Annotated in this window: 14 protein-coding genes; 7 read left to right on the top strand and 7 right to left on the bottom strand. The window is 68.8% G+C overall.

Features of this window, described 5'->3' with window-relative positions:
• Positions 1-9: 9 nt before the first annotated feature.
• Positions 10-984, bottom strand: a complete 975-nt coding sequence (locus tag AC5RTY_RS07535; RefSeq protein ID WP_493999531.1) for an aldo/keto reductase — start codon at positions 982-984, stop codon at positions 10-12.
• Positions 985-1,143: 159 nt separating this feature from the next.
• On the opposite strand from AC5RTY_RS07535, the gene argG reads away from it, so the two are divergent.
• On the top strand, positions 1,144-2,571 hold the full coding sequence (gene argG, locus AC5RTY_RS07540; protein WP_494139304.1) for an argininosuccinate synthase: 1,428 nt from the start codon (positions 1,144-1,146) through the stop codon (positions 2,569-2,571).
• A 148-nt stretch (positions 2,572-2,719) separates the two neighbouring features.
• Positions 2,720-3,298 (top strand): G/U mismatch-specific DNA glycosylase, encoded by a 579-nt coding sequence (gene mug / locus AC5RTY_RS07545; protein WP_494139305.1) that lies wholly within the window; start codon positions 2,720-2,722, stop codon positions 3,296-3,298.
• A 41-nt stretch (positions 3,299-3,339) separates the two neighbouring features.
• Here the strand turns inward: mug and AC5RTY_RS07550 are convergent, their stop codons facing one another.
• The 6 genes from AC5RTY_RS07550 to AC5RTY_RS07575 form a co-directional block, all read right to left on the bottom strand.
• Positions 3,340-3,897 (bottom strand): hypothetical protein, encoded by a 558-nt coding sequence (locus AC5RTY_RS07550; protein WP_494050032.1) that lies wholly within the window; start codon positions 3,895-3,897, stop codon positions 3,340-3,342.
• On the bottom strand, positions 3,894-4,445 hold the full coding sequence (locus tag AC5RTY_RS07555) for a DUF402 domain-containing protein (RefSeq protein ID WP_494139306.1): 552 nt from the start codon (positions 4,443-4,445) through the stop codon (positions 3,894-3,896). The genes AC5RTY_RS07550 and AC5RTY_RS07555 overlap by 4 nt, the downstream gene beginning before the upstream one ends.
• Positions 4,442-6,418 (bottom strand): 1-deoxy-D-xylulose-5-phosphate synthase, encoded by a 1,977-nt coding sequence (gene dxs / locus AC5RTY_RS07560; protein WP_494050034.1) that lies wholly within the window; start codon positions 6,416-6,418, stop codon positions 4,442-4,444. Before dxs ends, AC5RTY_RS07555 begins: the two co-directional genes overlap by 4 nt.
• Before the next feature lie 219 nt (positions 6,419-6,637).
• Complete coding sequence (locus AC5RTY_RS07565; protein ID WP_494139307.1) at positions 6,638-9,514, bottom strand: aconitate hydratase; 2,877 nt, start codon at positions 9,512-9,514, stop codon at positions 6,638-6,640.
• Positions 9,515-9,768: 254 nt separating this feature from the next.
• Positions 9,769-11,085, bottom strand: a complete 1,317-nt coding sequence (locus AC5RTY_RS07570; RefSeq protein WP_494139308.1) for a class I SAM-dependent RNA methyltransferase — start codon at positions 11,083-11,085, stop codon at positions 9,769-9,771.
• On the bottom strand, positions 11,082-13,055 hold the full coding sequence (locus AC5RTY_RS07575) for an APC family permease (protein WP_494139309.1): 1,974 nt from the start codon (positions 13,053-13,055) through the stop codon (positions 11,082-11,084). Before AC5RTY_RS07575 ends, AC5RTY_RS07570 begins: the two co-directional genes overlap by 4 nt.
• 217 nt (positions 13,056-13,272) lie before the next feature.
• Between AC5RTY_RS07575 and AC5RTY_RS07580 the strand changes: the two genes are divergently transcribed.
• The 5 genes from AC5RTY_RS07580 (at position 13,273) to AC5RTY_RS07600 (ending at position 19,230) form a co-directional block, all read left to right on the top strand.
• Entirely contained in the window at positions 13,273-14,283 is a 1,011-nt protein-coding gene (locus tag AC5RTY_RS07580) for an NAD(P)-dependent alcohol dehydrogenase (RefSeq protein ID WP_493999522.1), read from the top strand.
• Positions 14,284-14,342: 59 nt separating this feature from the next.
• The gene (locus AC5RTY_RS07585) at positions 14,343-15,461 is read left to right on the top strand and encodes an ABC transporter substrate-binding protein (protein WP_493999521.1); all 1,119 of its coding nucleotides are present in this window, start codon (positions 14,343-14,345) and stop codon (positions 15,459-15,461) included.
• A gap of 114 nt (positions 15,462-15,575) precedes the next feature.
• A complete protein-coding gene (locus tag AC5RTY_RS07590; protein WP_494139350.1) occupies positions 15,576-16,472 on the top strand; it encodes an ATP-binding cassette domain-containing protein in 897 nt (298 codons plus the stop codon).
• A complete protein-coding gene (locus tag AC5RTY_RS07595) occupies positions 16,469-17,725 on the top strand; it encodes a sugar ABC transporter permease (RefSeq protein ID WP_493999520.1) in 1,257 nt (418 codons plus the stop codon). Before AC5RTY_RS07590 ends, AC5RTY_RS07595 begins: the two co-directional genes overlap by 4 nt.
• Positions 17,725-19,230, top strand: coding sequence for an FGGY-family carbohydrate kinase (locus AC5RTY_RS07600; RefSeq protein WP_494139310.1), 1,506 nt, complete (start codon positions 17,725-17,727; stop codon positions 19,228-19,230). The genes AC5RTY_RS07595 and AC5RTY_RS07600 overlap by 1 nt, the downstream gene beginning before the upstream one ends.
• The last annotated feature ends 113 nt before the right edge of the window (positions 19,231-19,343 follow it).

The following is a 19,343-nucleotide window of genomic DNA, read 5'->3' on the forward strand; positions in this document are numbered from 1 at the left end:
TCGGAGGTCTCAGAACAGGGCCACTTTCGGCACCGCGGGGAAGATGCCTTCCAGCTCGGCCAGGTCCTCGGCGGTCGGGTGCCAGCCCGCTGACTGGGCGTTCTGCCGGATCTGTTCCGGCTTCGTGGCACCGGCGATGACCGACGCGACTGCGGGACGGGTGGCAAGCCAGGAAAAGGCCACCTCGATTTCCGTTAGTCCGCGGTCGGCGGCGAAGCGGGAGAAGGCGCCCAACTGCTCCCAGTCGGCGTCCTTGAGCAAGTTGGTGCGCGAGTGTGTCAGCCGGCTGCCTTCCGGCGCCTTGCCGTTCTTGTACTTGCCCGTGAGCAGGCCGTTGGCCAGCGGGAAGTACGGCAGCAGGCCCAGCCCGTAGGCCTCGGCAGCAGGGGCGACTTCCAGCTCTGCCCGGCGGTCCAGCAGGTTGTAGTGGTTCTGGCTGGAAATGAACGGGGTGTAGCCGCCCATCCGCGCCGTGAATTCCGCCTCGGCAATCTGCCAGCCGGCCCGGTTGGAGTGGCCGATGTAGCGGACCTTGCCGGCGCGGACCAGGTCGTCCAGCGCGGACAGGGTCTCCTCGACCGGAGTCAACGGGTCGGGCGTGTGGAACTGGTAGAGGTCAATCCAATCGGTGCCCAGCCGCCGCAACGACGCCTCGGCCGCCCTGACAATGTACCGCCGCGAGCCGCGGGCGCCGAAGTCTTCGCCGTTGGCGCCCCGCATGTCCATGCCGAACTTCGTAGCCACCACCACGTCGTCGCGCCGCGATCCCAGCGCCCTGCCCAGGAACTCCTCGCTCAGCCCCGGAGTCTTCCCGTAGCTGTCGGCGACGTCGAAAAAGGTCACGCCGGCGTCGAGTGCGGCCTTGACCACCGCGTCCGTGCCTTCCTGCGTTTCCGTCGGGGTGTTGGACCGGCCAAGATTGTTGCAGCCGAGTCCCACCGTCGAGACGGTGAGGCCGGATTTGCCGAGACGCCGGTATTCCATCGCTACATCCTTGTCACTGGGGGTTTTGCCGTTCGCCTCGCATCCTATCCCGGCTCCGGCCCCCGTCCCGGACGCGCAAGTGAGTTCGGACACGTCACGCAGGGGGCCGCGGCGTTGCCGCTTCTGTCTTTGGGTGCCGCTGCACATATGATCGAAACCATGGCCAAAGTTCTGACTTCCCTTCCCGTCGGCGAACGCGTCGGCATCGCCTTCTCCGGTGGACTCGATACGTCCGTTGCCGTTGCATGGATGCGCGACGGCGGAGCCGTGCCCTGCACCTACACCGCCGACCTCGGCCAGTACGACGAGCCGGACATCGACGCGGTGCCCGGCCGCGCCACCGAGTACGGCGCGGATATCTCCCGCCTGGTGGACTGCAAGCCCGCGCTCGTGGAGGAAGGCCTGGCCGCGCTGGCCTGCGGCGCCTTCCATATCCGCAGCGGCGGCCGTTCCTACTACAACACCACCCCGTTGGGCCGCGCCGTGACCGGCACCTTGCTGGTGCGCGCCATGCGGGAAGACGGCGTGGACATCTGGGGCGACGGTTCCACCTACAAGGGCAACGACATCGAGCGGTTCTACCGCTACGGGCTGCTGGCCCACCCCCGGCTGCGCATCTACAAGCCGTGGCTCGACCCGCGCTTCGTCTCCGAGCTCGGCGGCCGCCAGGAGATGTCCGAATGGCTGACCGCGCACAACTTCCCCTACCGCGACTCCGCGGAGAAGGCGTACAGCACCGACGCCAACATCTGGGGCGCCACGCATGAGGCCAAGACGCTGGAGCATTTGGGCACCAGCCTGGAGGCCGTCGAGCCGATCATGGGCGTGGCCTTCTGGCGCGGGGACGTCGAGATCGCCACTGAAGACGTTTCCATTCGCTTCGAGGCCGGCCGCCCGGTGGCGATCAACGGCACGGAGTTTGCCGACGCCGTCGCTTTGGTGCAGGAGGCCAATGCCATTGGCGGCCGCCACGGGCTGGGCATGTCCGACCAAATCGAGAACCGCATCATCGAGGCCAAGTCGCGCGGGATCTACGAGGCCCCGGGCATGGCCCTGCTGCACATCGCCTACGAGCGGCTGCTCAACGCGATCCATAACGAAGACACCGTGGCCAGCTACCACGCCGAGGGCCGCCGCCTGGGCCGCCTGATGTACGAAGGCCGCTGGTTGGACCCGCAGGCGCTCATGCTGCGCGAATCGCTGCAGAAGTGGGTGGGCTCGGCGGTCACCGGCGAGGTCACCCTGCGGCTGCGCCGCGGCGAGGACTACACCATCCTGGACACCACCGGCCCGTCGCTCAGCTACCACCCGGACAAGTTGTCCATGGAGCGCGTGGGCGATGCTGCCTTCGGTCCGCTGGACCGCATCGGCCAGCTGACCATGCGCAACCTGGACATCGCCGACTCCCGCGCCCGCCTGGAGCAGTACGCGGCCCAGGGCCTGGTGGGCGGTCCCACCGCCGAGCTGGTGGGCGCGCTGGAAGCCGGCGGCGCGAGCGAAATCGCCGACACCGCCCAGCTCGACCCGGCAGACCGCGCGGCCGACGAGGCGCTGGACCGCGCGGCGTTCGACGCCGGTACCGACTGATTCGCCGGCCCGCCTCGGCGGGCCGCTGCACGGGCACGGCGCACCTTCTTGGGCGCCGTGCCTTCGTCTGTCCGGAGCTGGGGCCGTGAGGCTGAGCATGCGGCCGGTTTCGCGGCCGGGACGGCACGCCGTGTGAAAGAGTGGTTTTGTGGCCTTTACCCGTGCTGAACTGCTCGCTTACCGGGACGCGCTGGTCCCCGATCTGCTGGGCCCGGGCCTGCGCCTGCTGTTCGTCGGCATCAATCCCGGCCTCTGGTCGGCTGCCACCGGCTCGCACTTTGCCCGGCCCGGCAACCGGTTCTATCCGGCCCTGGCGGCGGCCGGCATCACCGACCATCAGATCTACGCCGGGAAAGGCATGGCGCCTGCCGACCGCAACCACCTGATCGACCGCGGCGTGGGCATCACCAACATTGTCCCGCGGGCTACAGCCAGGGCGGACGAGCTGGATGCCGAGGAACTGCGGACCGGGGCCCGGCGCCTGGCGGCCCGAGTCGAAACCCTGGGGGCCCGGGTGGTGGCGGTCGCGGGAGTGACCGCCTACCGGGTGGGTTTTGAGCGGCCGAAGGCGCAGCTGGGCCGGCAACCGGAAACGCTCGGCGGCGCCGAGGTCTGGGTGGTGCCGAATCCCAGCGGCCTCAACGCCCACCACAGCGTGGCTACGCTGGCGGCCGCCTACCGGGAGGCGGCGCGCGCCGCGGGCCTGGACGTGCCCGAGGGCGGCTAGCGCCGTCCCCGACGGCGGCCGGGCGGACCAGGTTGCCGCGCCTACAGGCTGAACGCCGTCTTGGCCGGCAGCGGATGCTTTTGCTTGACCGCGGCGAGGTCCCCGTGCGGCGCGACGCCGATGCTCAGCTTGGTGAAGTCCAGTTTGGCTTCGCGGAGGCAGACCTTCAGGCCGGCCACCGCCCTGGCCGCATCCGGCGCCAGAACATAGATGTTGAGCTTGTGCGGGACGAATTCGGTCTTCTCCACGGTTCCGAGACCGCGCCAGGCGAAGTACTCGGTGATGGTTCGTTTGGCCTTGTCCTCAAGGTAACGGTCCCGGTCGCTGCCGCCCGCCGTCTTCAGCGCATACTGGGCAATCACCCAGTGCTGCTCCCCCGGCGCGAGCTCCGCGTAGCCGTCTTCGGCGCACTGGGCGGCGAACGCGTCCATCAGCGACTCGGCCGCCTCGGCATCGACGTCCCGGCTCTCCTGCGTGGTGCTCTGGTGGCCCACCGTTCCGTGGTTGACCACGAACTGGCCGTAGTCTTCGTCGAACCACGCCTCGCGGAACACCAGCCCGCCGTCGTCGTTCTTCTTGTACACCCGAAGGAAACTCATGTCCGTCCTTTGTTCAACCATGTCAGGGCCGTTCCGTCGAACGGCGCGGCCTCTGCAGCCACCTGCCCGTAGAGCGCCAGGCAGCTGGCCTGGATCCGTTCGACCAGCGCCGGCGGATAGTCCATGGTGACCCGGTGTTCGGCGAATTCGTCCTCGTCGTCGATGTACACGCCGCCGCTGACGGAGCGGACCACGTCCAGGTCCATGTCCGTGAGCTGGACTTCCCAGCCGGCCGGAAGCAGCGGGTCCACCCGGATGCCGGTGGCCAGGTCGATGTAGATGCGAAAGTCGCCCGGGTAGGTGTCGTCGTAGAACGTCGCCACGTAGTCGCCTTCCCGTGGCAGTAACTGCACGGCGTCGGAGGCCGCGAAGAAGGCAATGCCAGGCCGGGCAACCAGCGAGCCGGCCGGCTGGAAGATCCAGTCGCCGAAACCATCGGAGCCGAGGTAGGTGCCGGGCACCAGCCAGTGGGCAGCGCCGTCGTACTTCCAGTTGCGGAACACGACCATCTCGCCGGGCCGGGCCTCGGCGGGGATGCGGCGGGTCACTGGATCTTGGGAATCTGGCCGGTCGGCAGTTCCTGGCCGGGCAGCGGGCGCGCGAACGGGACCTTGGTGCCCAGCACCTGCGCGACGGTGTCCTGGGTCACCTGCTGCGCGGTGAGGCCTACGCGCTCCAGGACCTCGGCGCGGGTGCCGTGGACCAGGAACTCGACCGGGAGGCCGACCTCGTTCAGCGCCGTGTCCACACCGGCGGCACGCATCTCCTGGCGGATCCGGGATCCGACGCCGCCGGCGCGCACGCCGTCTTCGATCACGACGACGATCCGGTGCCGGGCCGCAAGGCCGATGATCGAGCGGGGCACCGGCAGCACCCAGCGCGGGTCGACAACGGTGGAGCTGATGCCCTGGGCGCCGAGCCGGTTCGAGACATCCAGCGCCAGTTCGCTCATGGCGCCGATGCTGACGATCAGCACGTCGTTTTCGGTGGAGCCGGACGGCCGGCGCGCCAGCACGTCGACGCCGTCCTTGAGCCGTTCCAGGGCCTCAACCTCTGGCCCCACCGAGCCCTTGGAGAAACGGACCACGGTAGGGGCATCGTCGACGGACACCGCCTCGCGCAGCTCTTCCTTCAACCGGGTGGCGTCGCGGGGGGCGGCCAGGTGCAGCCCCGGCACGATCTGCAGCAGCGACATGTCCCACATGCCGTGGTGGCTGGGCCCGTCCGGGCCGGTCACCCCCGCCCGGTCGAGTACAACGGTGACGCCGGCCTTGTGCAGCGCGACGTCCATCAGGAGCTGGTCGAACGCGCGGTTCAGGAACGTTGCGTAGAGGGCCACCACCGGGTGGAGTCCGCCGTAGGCCATGCCGGCGGCGCTGGCCAGCGCGTGCTGCTCCGCAATGCCGACGTCGAAGACACGGTCCGGATGCTTACTGGCGAATTTTTGCAGGCCCACCGGGATCAGCATGGCGCCGGTGATGCCGACGATGTCCTGGCGCTCGTCGGCGATCTCGGCGATCTCGTCGGCGAACACGGAGGTCCAGGACTGCCGGCCGCCGGACTCTACGGGTTCGCCGGTCTCCGGGTCGATGACGCCCACGGCGTGGAACTGGTCCGCCTCGTGGGCGCGGGCGGGCGCGTAGCCGCGGCCCTTTTCGGTCATCGTGTGGACAATGACCGGGCCCCGGTAGTTCTTGGCCTGCGTCAGCGCGGCCTCGACGGCCTCCAGGTCGTGCCCGTCGATCGGGCCGATATACTTCATGCCCAGGTCCTCGAACAGGCCCTGCGGCGCCCACCAGTCCTTGATGCCCTTCTTGGTCGCGTGCAGACTCCGGTAGGCGAACTGGCCCAGCGACCCGCCCGACTGCAGCTTCCTTTTCCACCAGTCCAAGGTGCCTTCGTAGGCCTGGTGGGTGCGGACCTTGTCGATGGTGGTCCGGCGCAGCGCGGCCAGCTGGTCGGCCAGCCCGCCGATCGTCGGGGCGTAGGAGCGCCCGTTGTCGTTGACCACGATCACCACGCGCCGCGCTCGGTCCGCGGCGATGTTGTTCACGGCTTCCCATGCCATGCCGCCGGTGAGGGCGCCGTCGCCCACCACCGCGACGACGTAGCGGTCGCCTTCGCCGGTCAGCCGGCGGGCGCGGGAGATGCCGTCGGCCCAGGACAACGACGACGACGCGTGCGAGCTTTCGACGATGTCGTGCACCGATTCGGCGCGGTCCGGATAGCCGGCCAGCCCGCCCTGCTGCCGCAGCGTGCCGAAGTCCTGCCGCCCGGTGACCAGTTTGTGCACGTAGGACTGGTGGCCGGTGTCAAAGACGATGCTGTCGTGCGGGGAGTCGAACACGCGGTGGATGCCGAGGGTCAGCTCGACGACTCCAAGGTTCGGGCCGAGATGTCCGCCGGTCTGTGCGACGTTCGTGATCAGGAACTGGCGGATTTCCCGGGCCAGGTCCTGCAACTGGACCATGTCGATCCGGCGCAGGTCGCGCGGCTCGCGGATGGTCTCGAGCAATCCCACAGAGCAGGTCCTTTCCTTCACAAAGCGTCGATTAATCCTACCGCCATCCCTCCGCCACTCTGCGTTCCCCTGGTGCGAGGGTGCACACAACGCGGCCGACGCGTGGCCGGGGACCGAGCCCTACAGCACGCTGGTGCTCTGGCCAGACGCCGCAGGGCGGACGTCCATCGGACGCCCGCCCTGCGTTGGGCCGCTGTGCGGTGTGTGCCGGACCGGGGGCTAGTTCGCCGAGATCTGGCGCAGCACGTACTGCAGGATGCCGCCGTTGCGGTAGTAGTCGGCTTCACCCGGGGTGTCGATCCGCACCACCGCGTCGAAGCTCTTGGTGCCGCCGACCTCGCCGGTGGCGGTGACCTTCAGCGTCTTCGGGGTGGTGCCCTCGTTCAGCGCGGTCACGCCCTCGATGGAGAAGGTCTCTGTGCCGGACAGGCCCAGCGACGCAGCGGACTCGCCAGCCGGGAACTGCAGCGGCAGCACACCCATGCCGATCAGGTTCGAACGGTGGATCCGCTCGAAGCTTTCGGCGATGACGGCCTTGACACCCAGCAGCGCGGTGCCCTTGGCGGCCCAGTCGCGGGACGAGCCGGAGCCGTACTCCTTGCCGGCCAGCACCACCAGCGGGGTGCCGGCGGCCTGGTAGTTCATGGCGGCGTCGTAGATGTAGGCCTGCGGACCGCCGGGCTGGGTGAAGTCGCGGGTGAAGCCGCCCTCCACGTTGTCCAGCAGCTGGTTGCGCAGCCGGATGTTGGCGAAGGTGCCGCGGATCATCACCTCATGGTTGCCGCGGCGGGAACCGTAGGAGTTGAAGTCCTTGCGCTCCACGCCGTTTTCCAGCAGGTAACGGCCGGCGGGGCTGTCGGACTTGAACGAACCGGCCGGGGAGATGTGGTCGGTGGTGACCGAGTCGCCCAGCTTGGCGAGCACCCGCGCGCCGCTGATGTCCTGCACCGGCTCCGGCGTGGCGCTCATGCCTTCGAAGTACGGTGGCTTCCGCACGTACGTGGAGTTCGGATCCCAGGCGAAGGTATCGCCTGCCGGGGTCTCGAGCGCCTTCCAACGGTCGTCGCCCTCGAACACGCCCTCGTAGCCCTTGGCGAACATCTCCTTGTTGATCGAGGAGTCGATCACCTGCTGGACTTCGACCGGGTTCGGCCAGATGTCCTTCAGGAACACGTCGTTGCCCTCCGGGTCCTGGCCCAGCGGCTGCTTCTCGAAGTCGAAGTCCATGGTGCCGGCCAGGGCGTAGGCGACGACCAGCGGCGGGGACGCCAGGTAGTTCATCTTGACGTCCGGGTTGATGCGGCCTTCGAAGTTGCGGTTACCCGACAGCACCGACGTGATCGACAGGTCGTTGTCCTGGACCGCCTGCGAGATTTCGGGCTCCAGCGGGCCGGAGTTTCCGATGCAGGTGGCGCAGCCATAACCGACCACGAAGAAGCCGAGCTTCTCCAGGTACGGGATCAGGCCGGACTCTTCGTAGTAATCGGTGACGACCTTGGAGCCCGGGGCGATGGAGGTCTTGACCCACGGCTTGGACGCCAGGCCCTTCTCCACCGCGTTGCGGGCCAGCACGGCCGCGGCCAGCATGACCGACGGGTTCGACGTGTTGGTGCAGGAGGTGATCGAGGCGATGGACACCGCGCCGTGGTCCAGTTCGAACTCGCGCCCGTCTTCCATGGTGACGTGGACGCGCTTGGAGGCGCGGCCGTCGCCGGGCAGGGCGACGTGGCGTCCCTGGGCGGCCGAACCGCCGGAGGGACGGTCGTCGGCCTGCGCGGTGCCGGACTTCACGCCGCCGGCCTGCGCAGCGGCAGCGTGACGGACCGTGGAGGTCATGGCCGGGGCGTCCGACGCCGGGAAGGACTCTTCCAGGGCCTCGTCCAGGGCGTCCTCGTTGCCGGTGCCGACGTAGCTCTGCAGGTCCTTGCGGAACTGGTTCTTGGCGGACGTCAGGGCGATGCGGTCCTGCGGCCGCTTGGGGCCGGCGATGGACGGAACAACGGTGGACAGGTCCAGCTCAAGGTATTCGGAGAACTTCAGTTCGTGCGACGGATCGTGCCAGAGGCCTTGTTCCTTGGTGTACGCCTCGACCAGGGCGATGTTCTCCTCGGAGCGGCCGGTCAGGCGCAGGTAGTCCAGGGTGACGTCGTCGATCGGGAACATGGCGGCGGTCGAGCCGAACTCCGGGCTCATGTTGCCGATGGTGGCGCGGTTGGCCAGCGGCACCGCTGCCACGCCTTCGCCGTAGAACTCCACGAACTTGCCCACCACGCCGTGCTTGCGCAGCATCTCGGTGATGGTCAGCACGACGTCGGTGGCGGTGGCGCCGGCGGGGATGGAGCCGGTGAGCTTGAAGCCGACAACGCGCGGAATCAGCATGGAGACGGGCTGGCCGAGCATGGCGGCCTCGGCCTCGATGCCGCCGACGCCCCAGCCGAGCACGCCCAGGCCGTTGACCATGGTGGTGTGCGAGTCGGTGCCGACCAGGGTGTCCGGGTAGGCGCGCAGCTTGCCGTCGACCTCGCGGGTCATCACGGTGCGGGCCAGGTATTCGATGTTGACCTGGTGCACGATGCCGGTTCCCGGGGGGACCACCTTGAAGTCTTCGAAGGCGGTCTGTCCCCAGCGCAGGAACTGGTAGCGTTCGCCGTTGCGCTGGTACTCGATCTCCATGTTGCGCTCGAGCGCGCCGGCGTTGCCGAAGACATCGATCTGGACCGAGTGGTCGATCACCAGTTCGGCCGGGGCCAGCGGGTTCACGCGCTTCGGGTCGCCGCCGAGCTCCTTGACGGCCTCGCGCATGGTGGCCAGGTCGACGACACACGGAACACCGGTGAAGTCCTGCATGATGACGCGGGCGGGGGTGAACTGGATCTCTGTGTCCGGCTGCGCGTCGGGGTTCCAGCCGGCCAGGGCGCGGACGTGGTCCGCCGTGATGTTCGCACCATCTTCGGTGCGAAGCAGGTTCTCCAGCAGGACCTTGAGGCTGAACGGAAGGCTCTCGGCACCTTCAACGGCACTCAGCCGGAATATTTCGTACTCGGTCCCGGCGACGTTCAAGACGCCTTTGGAACCGAAGCTGTCCACATTACTCATGACAGGACTCCTCTCGCCACACTTTATCTTTGTCCGGGCGGCAACCACCCGCTAGTTAGGCATCCCTAAGTGTGAAGGGACAGCTGTGGGCTCGGCCTCTGGCCTTTTTGACGCGCCGCAGCCCGCAGAATTTAGAAGCCAGAGACAATATGCTTCGTCCGGAACCGCTGCCCCCATCCTATCGGGTAGCCGGTTGGCAGGAACCGGAGCGCCGCCTGTGGCCTGCCTCACAGCCGGGATTTGCGCACTCCCGCTCAGCGGCGCCCCGGGGTGAGCACGGCGAAGGACTCCATGTGGTGGGTATGCGGGTACAGGTCGAACACGCGCAGCGAGTCGAGGTTCCAGCCCAGCTGCAGGAAGTAGCCCAGGTCCCGGGCGAAGGACGCCGGGTCACAGGACACATAGCCGACCGCCCGCGGGTTTCGGGCGGCCACCGCCTGCACCACGGCTTTTCCGGCGCCCGCGCGGGGCGGGTCAAGGACGACGGCGTCCATCTCTTCGGGCTGCGAGCGCAGCACCCGCTCGACCTTGCCCTGGACGATCTCGACCTGCCCGAAACCGTGCAGGTTCTTGCGGGCGTCTTTGCTGGCCGCCGGCGAGCCCTCGACGGAGAGAACGTTGCCGGTCACCCCGACGGCATCCGCCAAGGGCGCCGTGAAAAGTCCGGCACCCGCATAGAGGTCGGCCACCCTCTCCCCCGCCCGGGGCGCAACACCGTCGAGGACGGCGGCAGTCAACGTGGCCGGCGCCAGCCGGTGAATCTGCCAGAAGCCGTCTCCCGTCACGCGGTACTCGTGCCGCCCGTTGGTTTCGGATACCCACGTGCGTCCCCGCACCCGGGTGAGCCGCCCGGGCACGGGCTCCCACGCGGCAACCGAAACGCCGGGTTCGATCCGGTCGGCGATCTTCGCCAACCGTTTGGGCGTTGTCCCCGCGCCCGGCACCAACAGCACCAGCGGCGTACTCCCATCGGCGGGCGCTGCCACCTCCACCCGCTCCAGCCCGGAGAGATCCAACTCCCACAACCGCAGGTCGTTGACCCCGTCCGCGGCCAGCGGCATCGCCTCGACGGGTATCAGCTCGTCGGACCGGTGCGCGTGCATGGCGAGGCGCCCGTCGGACCCCACGCCGAACGCGGCGCGCGTGCGCCAGCCGAGCCCGTCGTCGTACTCCCCCGCGGGGGCTTCCACGGTGACCTGCCGTTCCAGCTTGGCCAGCCGTTGCAGCTGTTCGGCGAAGATCAGGCCCTTCAGCCGGCGCTGGGCGTTTAGCCCGATGTGGCCGAACTCGGCGCCGCCCACGGCCGGCCGGCCGGCTTCGGCCGCGGCCAACGCGTCCGCGGGCGCCCAGGGATGCTCCACCCGGTCCGGGGATGCTTCCAGCACCTGGACGGTGTCCGCCCGCCAGAATCCCGCGTCCGGTCCGCCCTCGGTGACGCGTGCCAGGACCCGCTCCCCGGGCAGAGCGTGCCGTACGAACACCACCCGGCCGTCGTGCCGCGCGACGAAGTGGCCTCCGTGCGCCGGAGCGCCGACGGTCAGCTCGATCAGTTGCGGTGCGGGGTCGGTCATGAAAGCTCCTGGTAGCGGCGGACGGAATCGGAGGAGGCCAGTTGCCACGGCACGCTGGCCACCATGACGCCGGGCTCGAAGTGCAGGCGGGTCTTGATGCGCAGCGCGGTCTGGTTGTGCACCAGCTGCTCCCACCAGCGTCCCACCACGTATTCGGGGATGTAGACCACCACCAGTTCGCGGGGCGAGTCCCGGCGGATGCTCTTGATGTAGTCGATGATCGGCGTGGTGGTCTCGCGGTACGGGGAAGCGAGCACCGTGATCGGAACCGGGATGTTGAGCTTCTCCCAGTCGCGCAGGGTCTGCTCGGTCTGTTCCCGGTCCAGGTCCACCACCACGGCGTCGAGCCGGGACGGCCGCGAGGCCCGGGCGAAGGCAAGCGCCCGGAGCGTCGGTTTGCGTACGTGCGAGACCAGGATGACTGCGTGTACCCGGGACGGCAGCGCGGTGGTCGGTTGGTCCGGGTCGATCGCGAGCTCGCGGGCGACCTGGACGTAATGGCGGTTGATGCTGTGCATGACCAGCCCGAGCAGGATGATGCCGAGCACGGCCAGCCAGGCTCCGAAAACGAACTTGCTGACCAATACCACCACCAGCACGGTCACGGTCAGGATGAAACCGACCATGTTAATGAACCGCGAGCGCAGCATCCGGCGCCGCACCGGGCGGTGCGGCGTGGCCCGTATTTCGCGGGACCAGTGCCGGATCATGCCCAGCTGGCTGCAGGTGAAGGAAACGATCACGCCGATGACGTAGAGCGGGATCAGCCGGGTGACGTCCGCGTTGAACATCAGCACCAGCACCACGGCCGCGGCCGCCAGTGCGAGCACACCGTTGCTGTAGCTGAGCCGGTCCCCGCGGGTTCGCAGCTGGCGGGGCAGGAAGCCGTCGGTGGCGAGGATCGATGCCAGCTGCGGGAAGGCGTTGAACGCCGAATGGCTGGCCAGCACCAGGATTGCTGCGGTGGCCGCGACCGTCAGGTAGAAGAGCGGGGCGCCGCCGCCGAAAACCGTCTCCGCCAGCTGGCTGAGCACCGGGGACTGGAAATAGCCCGCCGGCAGCGGCCCTCCGTCCAGCCGCAGCTGGTCGGCCGGGACCTGCACCACCCGCACCTCCGTGGCCCGGGCCAGGTACATCACCGCCATGGTGATCCCGGTTGCGGAGATGCCCAGCATCAGCAGCGCAAAGCCGGCGTTCCTGGCGCGCGGCTTCTCGAAGGCCGGCACATTGCTGGCCGGTGTCTCCAAGCCGGTGAGTGCCGCGGCGCCCGTGGAGAAGGCCCGCAGTACCAGCAGTGCGCCGGCCAGCCCGGTCAGGCCCGCCTCCAGGCCGGGTTCCGGCACGACGTCGAACGCAGCGCTGGGTGCCTCGCCCAGGTTTCCGGTGAGGTCAAGGACAAATCCGGCCAGGCACATCAGCAGCACGGTGCCCACAAAGACATAGGTGGCGATCGCCACGGTCAGGCGCCCGCGTCCCAGCCCGCGCAGATGGAGCAGGGCGAGGATCGCGATGCCGGCGACGGCCGCTCCGGGCTGCCAGCCCTTGAGCGCCGGAACGGCGGACACGAGGTAGTGGGCCGCCGAAGACATGGACACCGCGACGGTGAGCACGTAGTCCAGCATCAGCGCGGAGCCCACCGTGATGCCCGCCGGCTTGCCCAGGTTCCTGGTGGCGATCGCATAGTCGCCGCCGGACGGATACGCGTGGATGCTTTGCCGGTAGGAAGCCACCAGGACCAGCAGCACCACCATGACCGCCAGTCCGACCCAGGGCGACAGGGCGATCGCCGCGACGCCCGCCAGTGCCAGCGTGAGCAGGATCTCGTCCGGGGCGTAGGCCACCGAGGAGAGCGCGTTGGCTGAGAAGACCGGAACCGCCAGGCGCCGCGGCAGCGCATCCTGCTTCAGCCGCTCGCTGCGGAACGGCTTGCCCACCAGGACCCGCTTGAGGGCATCGAGGAATGTCAGCACGTTTCCCTCGGTGGCACATGCAGCCAGTGGGTCCGGATCTTCACGGCTTAGAGTCTAGACTGCCGGCCGGAATTTACGGGGCCAGGGGGCCTCCGACCCGCACTTTCATAGCGGCGGCACGTCCGCCGGGGTTAGCATATGCGTATGAATGTGCGTTGTATCACATTCAGGGGTCCGGGGCCGTTTGACCCAGTGACTGCTCGCTAAGGAGTCTTAGATGGGCAATGCCGCCGCCGTGATGACCGGCCTGAGCAGCATCGAGATGCAGGAGCGCCCGATGCCCGAGCCGGGCCGGGGCCAGGCCGTGATCCGGGTGGAAGCCGTGGGGGTCTGCGGCTCCGACGTCGCCTATTACCGCTACGGGAAGATCGGCCCCTTCGTCGTTGACGGCCCGTTCATCCTGGGCCACGAGGTCTCCGGCGAGGTGGTCGCCGTCGGCGAAGGCGTCGGCAACGTGCGCGTCGGAGACCGGGTGGCCGTCGAGCCGGGGACGCCGGACCGCAGCTGCGAAGAGTGCCGGGCGGGGCGCTACCACCTCTGCCCGAACCTCGAATTTTTGGCCACCCCGCCCTACGACGGCGCACTGCTGCAGTACCTGGCCATGGACGCCCGCTGCTACTTCCCGATCCCGGATTCGATGAGCTACGAAGACGGCGCGCTGCTCGAGCCGCTGTCCGTGGGGTTGTGGGGCTGCCGGCGGGCGAACCTCCAGGCCGGCGACGACGTGCTGATCACCGGCGCCGGACCGGTGGGCCTGCTTGCCGCCGAGGCGGCGCGGGCCCTCGGCGCGGGAAGCGTCACGGTCACGGACATCTCCGAGTACCGGCTCGGCGTGGCCCGCGACCACGGCTTCGCGGTGGAGAAGAGCGACGCGCCCGCGGCGCAAACCTTTGACGTGCTGCTGGAATGCTCGGGCGCCGGCGGCGTCCTCGCCTCCGGGCTCGGCCGGTTGCGCGAGGCCGGGCGGGCAGCCGTCATCGGCCTGGCCAAGGCCGACGAGGTGCCGCTGCCCCTGTCCACGCTCAATTGGAAGGAGATCACCATCTCGATGGTGAACCGGTACAACAACACCTGGCCGCTGGGCATTGACCTGGTGTCCTCCGGCCGGATCAACCTGGAGGGACTGGTAACGCACAGCTTTGCCCTGCCGCAGACCGCGGCCGCCCTGGAAAACACCTCCACCGAACCCGAATCGCTCAAGGCGATGATCTACCCCCAGCGGCTCTGACCGCGGACGCCGGAACGCACGAACGGCAACGCGGCACGCCCCCAGTAAGAGGAGTTCCGATGAACAAGAAGAACACACGGGGAATCATGGGCCTCACCACGGCCCTCGTTCTTGCAGCCGGCATGACTGCTTGCGGTGGCGGCGGCGGCGGTGAAGGCGGCGGTGCCGGAGGCGGCGGCGGCGGGACAGCAGGCGGTGGCGGCGGCCAGGCCGAGGGCAAGATCGCGTTCCTGATGCCGGACCGTGCTTCGACCCGCTACGAGCAGCAGGACAGCCCGCTGTTCAAGGCCAAGGTCGAAGAACTGTGCGGCGGCTGCGAGGTGCTGTACCAGAACGCCGACGGCGACGCGAACAAGCAGCAGCAGCAGGCCAACGCGATGATCACCCAGGGCGTCGAGGTCCTGGTCCTGGACCCGGTGGACAGCACCGCTGCCGCCTCGCTGGTCAACACCGCGAAGGGCCAGGGCATCAAGGTTGTCACCTACGACCGGCCGGTCCCGGACACGCCGGCGGACTTCTACGTCTCCTTCGACAACAAGAAGATCGGCAGCCTCATCGCCGAGGACCTGGTCAAGAAGCTGGACGCCGACGGCGAAGAGACCGGAGGGGTGCTGATGGTCAACGGCTCCCCCACGGACCGGGCCGCGCAGCTGATCAAGGAGGGCGCGACGGAAGCGGTCGAGGCCAGCGAGCATAAAATCCTGGCCTCGTATGACACCCCGGAGTGGCAGCCGTCGAAGGCCCAGGACTGGGTGGCCGGCCAGATCACCCAGTTCGGTGAAGACATCACCGGCATCGTGGCCGCCAACGACGGCACGGCCGGCGGCTCCATCGCCGCCCTGAAGGCCGCCGGTGTCTCGCCGTTCCCGCCGGTTACCGGCAACGACGCGGAGGTCGCCGCGATCCAGCGGATCATCAAGGGCGACCAGTACAACACGATCTCCAAGCCCATCAAGATAGTCGCCGAAAAGTCGGCAGAGGTGGCGGTCCAGCTGCTCAACGGCGAGACCCCCGAACCCGACGCGACGCTCTTTAACACCCCGTCAGCGCTGTTCGTGCCGACGGTGGTCACCAAGGAGAACGTCAAGGAAGTGATTTTCGACGGCGGCATCTACAAGCCTGAAGAAATCTGCACCGGCGAGTACAAGGCGGGCTGCGACGAACTCGGCATCAAGTAGCGCAGCCGCGGACGGCTGTGCCGCGCCCACCGCGGCACTGCCGTCGTAAGGGAAGGGGAAGCAGTGTCCACTGTGTCAGCGGAACGGCCGGAGGCTACCGCCCCGGTCCTGTCCATGCGGGGCGTGAGCAAGCACTTCGGTGCCGTGGCCGCCTTGACCGACATCGACCTGGACGTCCACGCCGGCGAAGTGGTCGCCCTCGTCGGCGACAACGGCGCCGGGAAGTCGACGCTGGTCAAGATCCTCGCGGGCGTGCATCCCCAGGACGCCGGTACCGTGAACTTCGACGGCCAGGACGTGACGATCCACACGCCGGTGGATTCCATTCAGCTGGGCATCGCCACGGTATTCCAGGACCTCGCCCTCTGCGACAACCTCAGCGTGGTAGACAACCTCTTCCTCGGCCGGGAGCTGGGCGCCTGGCGGCTGAACGAAGTGGAGATGGAGGTCCAGTCGTGGAAGCTGCTGCGCCAACTCTCGGCGAAGATCCCCTCGGTCCGCATCGCGGTTGCCTCCCTCTCCGGCGGCCAGCGCCAGACCGTCGCCATCGCCCGGTCGCTGCTCGGCAGCCCCAAGCTCATCATCCTCGACGAGCCCACCGCAGCCCTCGGCGTGGCGCAGACGGCCGAGGTGCTGAACCTGGTGGAGCGGCTGCGCGAAAACGGCCTCGCGGTGATCATGATCAGCCACAGCATGCAAGACGTCAAAGCCGTCTCCGACCGTGTCGCGGTGCTGCGGCTGGGGAAGAACAACGGCACGTTCCGGATGAAGGACGTCTCGACCGACGACCTGATCGCCGCCATCACCGGAGCCACGGACAACGTCGTGACCCAGCGCGCCGCCCAGACCGGGGCAGCGGCGGCGGGCGGCGCGGCAGGAACGAACGGCGGGGCCGAGGGGGCCGGGCTGGGCGGACCGGGCGGAGGCTCGCTCCCGCCCGGCCAGGCCGCCGGAAGCGCGGGCCGACAGGGGTCGGGGGCAGGAGCACCGGAAGAAGGGACCGCACCATGACAACGAATCCAGCCGCCCCGGTCATCCCGGTGGCCACCGACCTGCAGGACGAACGGCTGATCCGGACCGAGGGCTTCAAGGGCGCCGTCAAGGTCGGGATCAACCGGGTCCGCGGCGGCGACCTGGGCGTGCTGCCCATCGTCGTCGGGCTGCTGGTCATCTGGTCCATCTTCCAGGTGCTCAACCCGTTCTTCCTCTCCAGCGCCAACCTGGTCAACCTGCTGCTGGAAAGCGCCGCCGTCGGGGTCATCGCGTTGGGCATCGTCTGCGTCCTGCTGGTCGGCGAAATCGATTTGTCCGTCGGCTCCGTCAGCGGCCTGTCCGCCGCGATCGTCGGCGTCACCTTCATCAAGCAGGACTGGCCGATTGGGCTGGCGATCCTGACCGCGATGGCGGCCGGCGCCGTGATCGGGCTGGTCTATTCGCTGGTCTACACCAGGTTCGGGGTCCCGTCCTTCGTGATCACGCTGGCCGGCCTGCTCGGTTTCCTCGGACTGCAACTGTTCGTGCTCGGGGTCGAGGGCACCATCAACCTGCCGTTCGATTCCTTCCTCGTCTGGTTCGGCCAGCAGGCGTTCGTGCCGGGCTGGCTGTCGTACGTACTGGCGGTCGTCGGCGTGGCCGGCTTCTTCCTCAGCCAGCTCACGCTCTCCCGCCAGCGGGTCAAGGCGGGCCTGTCCGGGCGCCCGATGCGGCTGGTCGTGATGCAGACCATCCTGCTGGCCGTGATCCTGCTGTTCGCGGTCTGGTACCTGAACCAGGCCCGCGGCGTCGGCTGGATGTTCGTCTTCTTCGCCGCCCTGGTGCTGGTGATGCACTACGCCTTCACCCGGACCCAGTGGGGCCGCTCCGTCTACGCCGTCGGCGGCAACCGGGAAGCGGCGCGGCGGGCCGGCATCGCCGTCAACCGCGTCTACGTGTCCATCTTCGTCCTGTGCTCGACGTTCGCCGCCGTCGGCGGCATGCTGGCCGCCGGCCGGCTGGCCGCCTCGGCGCAGAGCAGCGGCACCGGGGACGTGAACCTGAACGCCATCGCCGCCGCGGTGATCGGCGGGACCAGCCTGTTCGGCGGCCGCGGCTCGGCCTTCTCGGCCCTCCTGGGCATCCTGGTCATCCAGTCCATCTCCAGCGGCCTCACCCTGCTGAACCTTGAGTCCTCGTTCCGGTACATGATCACCGGCCTGGTGCTGCTGCTGGCCGTGATCCTCGACGCCGTCTCCCGCAAGTCCCGCACCTCGCACGGCCGCGCCTAGTGGCCGGCCGCCGGAGCGACATGTTCCTGGGCATCGACATCGGCACGGGCAGCAGCAAGGCCGTGCTGGCGGACGCCGGGGGCGGGGTGCTGGACAGCGCCGCGGTCGCGCACGAGGTCAGCTACCCGCGGCCCGGCTGGGCCGAGTTTGACGCCGAGGGCGGGGCGTGGGCGGAAGTGGTCCGGCTGTGCCGGGAGCTCATGTCCCGGAACGACGCCGGGGCCGTCGCCGGCGTGTGTGTCAGCGCGATGGGTCCGTCCCTGGTGGTCACGGACGCAAACCTGGTCCCGTTGCGGCCGGCGATCCTGTACGGAATCGACGCGCGCGCCGTCGTCGAAATCCGCGAATTAACGGAGGAGTTCGGTGCCGAGGAAATCTTTCGCGAGGCGGGCAAGGTCCTGTCCTCCCAGGCCGTGGGACCGAAGCTCCGCTGGCTGCGCAACCGGGAGCCGGAGGTCTTCGCCCGCGCCCGGAACTGGCACAGCCTGAACTCCTTCATCCTGGCCAAGCTGACCGGCGAGCTGGTGTTGGACCACCACACCGCCAGCCAGTGCGATCCGCTCTACGACCTTCGCGGCAACCGGTGGCATCCGGACCGGTACGGCGCCGTCGCCGGCCACCTGCCGGAGCCCCGGCTGGCGTGGCCGTCGGACGTCGGCGGCCGGGTCCACCGCCGGGCGGCCGATGCCACGGGGCTCCCGGAGGGCGTGCCGGTCTGCGCGGGCACCGTCGACGCCTGGGCCGAGGCTTTCAGCGCGGGCGTGCGGCAGCCGGGCGACCTCATGCTGATGTACGGCTCCACGATGTTCTTCGTCCAGGTCCTCGGGGAGTTCCGGTCCGAACCCAAGCTCTGGACCACGGCCGGCGTGGAGCCGGGGTCGCTGACCTTGGCCGCGGGGATGTCCACGTCCGGGAGCCTGACCACGTGGTTGCAGCGGCTGTTCGGCGACGTCCCGTTCGAGCAGCTCGTCACCGAGGCCGCCACAGTGCCGCCGGGATCCGACGGTCTGCTGCTGCTGCCCTACTTCGCCGGCGAACGGACCCCTGTCTTCGACCCGGACGCCCGCGGGCTGATCACCGGCCTGTCGCTGCGCCACGGGCGCGGCCATCTGTTCCGTGCCGCCTACGAGGGCATCGGCTTCGGCATCCGGCAGATCCTGGAGTACCTCGAGCACGCGGGCGAACCGATCCGGCGCGTCGTGGCCGTCGGCGGCGGCACCAAGGCCAGGCTCTGGACGGAAATCGTCAGCAACATCAGCGGGCGCGAACAGCTGGTCCCGGAACAGGCCATCGGCGCCAGCTACGGGGACGCACTGCTCGCCGCCATCGGCACCGGGGCCGTGCCCGCCGGGACGAACTGGGCGCGCACGGCGGCGACCGTGAGTCCCGATCCGTCGACGGCCCCGCTGTATGAAAAGCTCTACGCCACCTACAGCCACCTTTACCCGTCCAACCGGGAGCACATGCACGTGCTCGCCGCCCTGCAGGAGCCCGCGGCCGGGTAGGCGGTCCCGACCGGCGCGCGGGCGCCGGCGCCGTTTCGAACCCCGGCTCATGGCATCGATGGACCGGTTCAGCGTTATGGTTGCAGTACATTTGATTCCCGCGTTGCAGCGGG

The organism is Arthrobacter sp. Y3224055, assembly GCF_059090825.1.

Coding starts and splice junctions, on each gene's coding strand:
- AC5RTY_RS07535 (WP_493999531.1), bottom strand. CDS start 984: ATGGAATACCGGCGTCTCGGCAAATCCGGCCTCACCGTCTCGACGGTG.
- argG (WP_494139304.1), top strand. CDS start 1,144: ATGGCCAAAGTTCTGACTTCCCTTCCCGTCGGCGAACGCGTCGGCATC.
- AC5RTY_RS07550 (WP_494050032.1), bottom strand. CDS start 3,897: ATGAGTTTCCTTCGGGTGTACAAGAAGAACGACGACGGCGGGCTGGTG.
- AC5RTY_RS07565 (WP_494139307.1), bottom strand. CDS start 9,514: ATGAGTAATGTGGACAGCTTCGGTTCCAAAGGCGTCTTGAACGTCGCC.
- AC5RTY_RS07570 (WP_494139308.1), bottom strand. CDS start 11,085: ATGACCGACCCCGCACCGCAACTGATCGAGCTGACCGTCGGCGCTCCG.
- AC5RTY_RS07580 (WP_493999522.1), top strand. CDS start 13,273: ATGGGCAATGCCGCCGCCGTGATGACCGGCCTGAGCAGCATCGAGATG.
- AC5RTY_RS07585 (WP_493999521.1), top strand. CDS start 14,343: ATGAACAAGAAGAACACACGGGGAATCATGGGCCTCACCACGGCCCTC.
- AC5RTY_RS07590 (WP_494139350.1), top strand. CDS start 15,576: ATGCGGGGCGTGAGCAAGCACTTCGGTGCCGTGGCCGCCTTGACCGAC.
- AC5RTY_RS07595 (WP_493999520.1), top strand. CDS start 16,469: ATGACAACGAATCCAGCCGCCCCGGTCATCCCGGTGGCCACCGACCTG.